Annotated in this window: 3 protein-coding genes; 1 reads left to right on the forward strand and 2 read right to left on the reverse strand. The window is 70.1% G+C overall.

Translation table 11 applies throughout. From position 1 onward, the window contains the following. Nucleotides 1–72 precede the first annotated feature (72 nt). Both FE256_RS04890 and FE256_RS04895 read right to left on the reverse strand, forming a co-directional pair. Nucleotides 73–501, reverse strand: coding sequence for a hypothetical protein (locus FE256_RS04890; protein WP_138173345.1), 429 nt, complete (start codon nt 499–501; stop codon nt 73–75). Nucleotides 502–547: 46 nt separating this feature from the next. Next, nucleotides 548–5,812 carry an ExeM/NucH family extracellular endonuclease gene (locus FE256_RS04895; protein ID WP_138173347.1) on the reverse strand — a complete coding sequence of 1,755 codons (5,265 nt, stop codon included), beginning with the start codon at nt 5,810–5,812 and terminating at the stop codon, nt 548–550. Nucleotides 5,813–6,020: 208 nt separating this feature from the next. Here FE256_RS04895 and FE256_RS04900 point away from each other — a divergent pair, with 208 nt between their 5' ends. Next, on the forward strand, nt 6,021–6,302 hold the full coding sequence (locus FE256_RS04900) for a helix-turn-helix domain-containing protein (RefSeq protein WP_138173349.1): 282 nt from the start codon (nt 6,021–6,023) through the stop codon (nt 6,300–6,302). Nucleotides 6,303–6,438: the final 136 nt, after the last annotated feature.

Raw genomic sequence — 6,438 nt, forward strand, 5'->3', positions numbered from 1 at the left:
ACACTAGAGGCCCGCATCCCACGGGAATGCCGCTGCCCCGGGTGCACGCACCCGGGGCAGCGGCGGAGGGGGTCAGGCCTGCGTCACGCCCACCGTGTAGGTGGCCTGCGACGAGCCGTACGCGACCGCGCCGGTGGTGACCCCGAAGGAGCGCACCAGAACGATGGCGTTGGCCGTCCCTCCGACGGTCGGCACGGTGGCGAACGTCGGAGAGACGTATCCGTCCGCGTCGGGGTCGAACTCGAGCACGTCGGTGTCGGTGAGGCTCACCGTCACGACGGAGCCGTCGGCCAGCGGCATACCGTCCCGTGCCACGTCGATCGACAGCGGGAACGAGTCACCCACCTCGACGTCGGAGATGTCGTACGCGCTCGCCGTGATCTGACCGGAAGCGGAGGCCGCGGGAGCGGCGACCGCGACCGCCACGACCGGGACGCTCCAGGCGAGGGCGGTGGTGAATGACCGCCGTGAGACGCCGTCGGCGGGAGTGGACTTGTTCATGATCAGGTGTTCCGTTCCTGGGTGAAGGCGATACCGGTGACGACGCTCACCGCGTCGCCGTGTAGGAGAGCGCGACGGTGTTGGCACCCGACGCGCCGGCGATCTCGACGGTCGCCGCGCCCGCCGGGAGCGAGGTCAGCGCCGTCTTGAAGATCGCCTCGGCCGAGGCCCCCGGGGCGAGGGACGAGAGCGTCTTCGTGCCGTACGCGCTCTTCACCCGCACGGTGACCGTCTCGGGCGAGGTGTTCTTCACGGTGACCGTGAGGCGCGCCTTGCCCCCGACGACGGCGGCCGTCGCGGTGCCGTCGATGGTGAGGGCGGTCGCCTTCGCCACGACCGTGAGCGCGGGGAGGGTGACCGTCGTCGCCCGGGAAGCCGCGGCGGTGATCGTCACGGTGCCGATGCCCGAGGCCGTCACCGACGGAGCGGCGGCCAGACCGAGAGCGTCCGAGGTGACCCGCACGCTCGTCTTGCCACCGGCGAACGTGGCCGGCCCCGAGACGGTGAAGGTCACCGAGACGCCCGACATCGCGTGCCCGGACTCATCGGCGACCGAGACGCCACCCGGCGCTGCGGTGTCGCCCACGACGACGGTCCGCGCCGTCCCGCGCGCGGTCAGCACCGGCGCATCGGTCGAGCCCACCGACGCCAGCGACGCCGAGGCGACGGCGGAGACGTTGCCGGCCTTGTCGGTGGCACGCGCCTGAACGGTGTGTCCCCGGGAATCGAGGGTCAGGGCGGCGGAGTACGCCGTCCAGACGCCGCCGTCCACCCGGTACTCGGTCGAGGCGACACCCGAACCGGCATCCGTCGCCGAGACCGTCACGGTGCGACCGCTCACGGAAAGTGCGACCTGAGGCGCGTCCCGGTCGACCGCCACGGAGACGGGGATGCGCACGACGCTGCCGCTGGGCTGTGCCCGCACGATGATCTGGCTGGCGGCGACCGCGTCGGCGGGCACCGTCAGGGCGAGGTTCGCCGCGCCGCCCGACACCGTGACGGGTGCGAACGTGGCGGAGCTCCCGACCCACTCGACCGTCGCCGTGGTGTTGACGGGGCTACCGGTGGAGGTGAGGTCCAGACCCGACACCGCGAGCGAGAGCGAGGACGTGGCCGTGACGGGGGCCGACGGGATGCCGGTCACCTGGGCCGAGCGCCGAGCGAAGTCGGGAGCGAGCCCGGGGTTCGCCTTCACGTAGTCGATCCACGCGTCGCGGTCGATGAGGCCGGAGTCCTTCGTTCCGGTTCCCTGCGTGAAGATCCGGAAGTTGTCGCCGCCCTGCACGAGGAAGCTGAACGACCCGATGCGGTACGAGGCGGTGGGGTCGATCGGCGCGCCGTCGACCGAGATCGAAGTGACCCGGTCGCCGGCCGCGCGGGAGGCGTCGAAGGTGTATGCGACGTTCTTCGACAGACCGAGCTTCAGGAAGGGCCGAGAGGGCACCGTCCCATCCGGGTTGGTCTGCCACTGCTGCTCGAGCAGGGTCTTGAACTGCGCGCCGGTCAGCGAGGTCGTCCACAGGTTGTTCACGAACGGGAGCACCGCGTTGGCTTCGGCGTAGGTGACCACGCCGTCGGGAGCGTACGCCAGGTCGGCGCGCAGGCCGCCCGGGTTCACCACACCGATCTGCGCGCCGCCCCGCTCGGCCGTACCGAGGCTGGCCACGAGCGAGTCGGCCACGAGGTTGCCGAGCGTCGACTCCTTCGAACGGTCGTCGCGGGAGCCGCCACCGTACACACCGTTGGTGTAGGCGCCACCGGCGAACGCGGTCGTGATGTCCTTCGACACCGACCCGACGGGCTGGTTGCCGATCTGCGCGGCCGCGGCCAGGGCGGCATCCGTGATGCTCTTGACCTGGGCGACCCGCGGGTAGGTCGACACGAGCGTGTTCGTGGCCACCTTGGTGCGGGCGACGTTGGCACCCGTGTAGGAGAGCACGTCGCCGGTCGTGTCGGACACCGTCAGGACAACGTTGCCGATGTTCTCGCCGTAGTTCCCGGTCTGGATGACCGGGCGCATGCGACCTTCGACTCCGGGGACCGGAGCGTCCCACGCGTACGTCTTGTGCGTGTGCCCGGTGAAGATCGCGTCGACCTTCGCCGAGGTCTCGGTGACGATCTCGGCGAACGGACCGCCCGCGGCGATCTCCTGCTGCAGGGTCGCCCCGTCGGGGGTGCCGGCGCCGGCGCCCTCGTGGTAGGCGGCGACGATGACGTCCGCTTCCCCGTTGGCGGGGTCGCCGTCGGTCAGCTGGGCCGCGACGCGGTTGGTGGCCTCGACGGGGTCGCCGAAGTCGAGTTCACTGATGCCGCCGGGCGAGACGAGCGCCGGGGTCTCCTGCGTGACCGTGCCGATGACGCCGACCCGCAGACCCGACACCGTGCTGATCGCGTACTCGGGCAGCGCCGGGGTGGTCGTCCCCTTGCGGTACACGTTGGCACCGAGGTAGGCGAACTTCGCGTTGGGGCCCGTGCCGACCACGCGGTCGACGAGGTCGGCGAAGCCGCGGTCCAACTCGTGGTTGCCGATGGCGGAGGCCTTCAGGTCGAGCGCGTTGAGCACGTCGATCGTCGGCTGGTCGTCCTGAGAGGCCGACGCGAACGGCGAGGCGCCGATGTTGTCGCCGCTGGAGAGGAAGAGGGTGTTGTCCTCTCCGTACTGGGCGCGCAGCTGCTCGACGGTGCCGGCGAACTGCGGGGTGTTGGCGTCGATGCGCCCGTGGAAGTCGTTGATGTCGACCAGGTTCACCGTCGCGGTGGGGGTGAGGTCGACGCCGACGATGACGGGGTCGTGGTCGCTGGAGCGGAACGCGGAGGTGTCGTAGAAGTTCGTCGCGTTGTAGTTGTAGCGGCTGTACTCCAGAGCGATCGACTCACCCGAGTTGATGTTCCAGATGTCGGCGCCGCGGACGCGCGAGTCGGCCGACGCCGACGCGAAGACGTGGTCGAGCGATCCGCTCTGTCCGCTGAACGAGTAGGAGTACTTGCCCGACTTCGACCCCTGGTCGATGTAGCCGGCGGTGGTGAGGACAGCGATCGGGTCTTCCTTCGAGTAGGCGTTGAAGTCGCCCATCAGGAACACCTTGTCGGTGCCCCACTCGCTCTTCAGACCGTCCGCGAAGGACACCAGGTCACCGGCCTGCGCGACGCGCGAGGCGTTCGAGGCGCCCTGACCGTCGCCCTTGTCGGCGTTCTCGCCACTCCCCGACCCCTTCGACTTGAAGTGGTTGACGATCGCGATGAACTCCGAGTCGTCGCCCTTTCCGACGAGGCCGAACTTCTGCGCGAGCGGGCGGCGAGCGTTGTCGAAGGCCGAACCCGTGGTGAGGATGCGCGAGTCGCCCTCGGTCCGCACCGCCGCCTTCTTGTAGATGAAGGCGGTCCGGATGACGTCCTCCGTCGCCGGCAGGGCAGACGGGGATGCCACGAAGGCCCACACGTCGCTGCCGGCCGCGGTGTTCAGCGCCGCGGTGAGGGTGCTGAGCGCGGTGTCGCGGTTCTTGCCGAAGGCGGCGGAGTTCTCGATCTCCTCGAGGCTCACGACGTCGGCGCCGAGGGCGGTGATCGCCGTGACGATCTTGTCCTGCTGGCGCTGCAGGTTCGTGGCGTTCGCGGCGCCGCGGGCGTCGCAGCCCGTGTTGACGGTGATCGGGTTGCCGGCGCGGTCGTTGTAGAAGGAGCAGCCGGAGAGGGTGTCACCCGTGGTGGTGAAGTAGTTCAGGACGTTGAAGGTCGCGACCTTGATATCTCCGCCCACCGCGGCGGGAGCCTCGGCACGCACGCGGGAGAAAGCCGCCGGAGACACCGAGGCGTCGTTGTCGGCGGTCAGCTGCGTGGTCGGCTGGAACTTCCAGGCGTTGTTGCGGTAGTCGAGCACCACCGGTCGCGTGAACGTCGCCGCAGCGCCGACCGAGACGGTGGTCTTGCTCAGGTACGGCAGCGGGATCGCCTTGTTGGCGGTGCTGCCCAGGAAGTTGATCGTCGCGCCGTCATCGAGCGTGACCGCGCGCGCGGCGTTGTCGGCCACCGCGGCGGTGTAGTCCGCCGTTCCGGGGCGAGCGATCTCGGTGGGCGTGATGAGCGGCTTCGTGCCGGTGGCCAGGCCGATCTCGCCGTACTGATTGGTCGAGTAGGTGTTGCTGACGGTGTAGTCGCCCTGCGGAGCGACGAGCATGCCCTCGAGCGCCTCGCGCTGCGACGCTTCACGGGGGACGGCGACGGTGGCGGGGGTGACGCTGCCGGTGCCGACCTTGCTCAGACCGCCCGCGGCGACCGACAGCTGGGTGAGGCCGAAGTACTCCGCGACGGTTCCGGTGACCTGCACGAGGTCGCCGACGGCTACCTGGGACACGGTCGACGGCGAATAGATGAACAGGCCGTCGGAGGCGGTGTGGGTGGCGAGGTCGACCGCACCGCCCGTCCCCTCGGTCTGGACGTAGTACCCGGCGAAACCGCCGGTGGGGTACGCCGCCGTGACGACACCGCGCGTGGTGACGCTCTGCCCGGTCAGGGGCGAGGAATCACCCGTGCCCTGGATGGTCGCGATCGGGGTGACGGATGCCGCGGGCGTCGACGGTGACGGGCTCGGCGATGCGCTGGGCGACGCAGAGGGGGATGCGGACGGAGAAGCGGACGGCGACGGCGAGGGCGTCGTCGATGCGGAGTTCTGCGGCGTGATCGCGCTGGGCTGGGTGAAGTCGGCGCCGTTGTCGTCGGTGTCGGCGAACCCGGTGCGAGCGAGCGAGTTCGGCACGCTGTTCGCGCCGGTCACGGTGGCCACGCTGCCCTCGAACGTGTTCGAGGCGCCGTAACCGAGGAGGTCGGCGATCGCGGTCTGGTTCGTGACGCTGCCGGTGGGAGCGGTGACCGCGCTCGTGGTCTTGGCGAGGATGAGCGTGCCGGTCGTACCCGACGGCGTGATCTTGCCCGCGAGGTCGAGGTCGGGGGTGGGCAGCGCCGCTCCGGTGGACCCGTTGCCGTTGAGCTGGACGAGGAAGTACGCGTGCGCCTTGATGGTGCCGCTGAGCGCGCCCACCCCGTTGGATGCGCCGGTGCCGGTGGCCGAACGGTACTGCAATGACCAGCTGGACAGGTCGACGTCGACCCCACCCGGGTTGTACAGCTCGACGAACTTCTTCGCGTACGGCGCGTTCGCGCTGCCGCCCTTGAGGTAGGCCTCGTTGATGACGACGCCCGAGCCGCCGGTGTCGGCCTGAGCGGGTGCGATCGCCGCGAGGGGGATGAGCGCCCCGACGATCGCGGCGGCGAGGGCGCTGGACAGCGCCGACATGGACAACGGGCGCGCAGACATGGCGATCTCCTAGATAGGCGTGGGGAACCACGTGCGACCGTAGGGATCGATGATCACCGGCGGGGGATCGCGAGGTTAGCGGTTCACGAACGCGGCGCTTCACGACGGTGTCTCCGGGCGCGGGAGTGGCGTGGCGACGGGCGCGGCGTCGGGTGAACATCTGCGGGTGAAGGAGTCGGATCGGGCACTCGGGGGACATAATGATCGCGTGTCCGAGGCCCCCTCACCTCCCGACCGGTTCGCGACCCCCGAGTCCGTGGCCCGGGTGCTGGGGATCGACGTCGCGACGGTGCTGTCGCTCGTGACGGAGGGCCGGATCCGCGGGGTGTGGATCGGCGACCCCGAGACCTGCCGCGTCGAGCTCGACAGCGTGGAGGGCTACCTCGACGATCAAGCCGAGAACGCCCGCAGAACGGCGCTCTGGCTGCAGTCGCAGACCGCGAGCTTCCCCGAGCTGTGGGGCCACGGCGACGTGCGCCATCCCGACTGATCAGCGGTCCTCTTTCACCCGTGGATCACGCCGGTCGGCGGGGTCGGTGACGCTCGCCGACACCCACGGGCTCCCCTACGGTCGGGGCCACTGATCCCACCGGTAGCCCTGAGACGGAAGCCCCCCATGCCCGTTC

Origin of the sequence: Microbacterium sp. 5K110, from assembly GCF_005774735.1 — a bacterium.
In the GTDB taxonomy this organism is placed as follows: domain Bacteria; phylum Actinomycetota; class Actinomycetes; order Actinomycetales; family Microbacteriaceae; genus Microbacterium.

Bases quoted from the DNA above. Each gene is read 5' to 3' on its own strand.
- FE256_RS04890 (WP_138173345.1), bottom strand. From the start codon at position 501: ATGAACAAGTCCACTCCCGCCGACGGCGTCTCACGGCGGTCATTCACC.
- FE256_RS04895 (WP_138173347.1), bottom strand. From the start codon at position 5,812: ATGTCTGCGCGCCCGTTGTCCATGTCGGCGCTGTCCAGCGCCCTCGCC.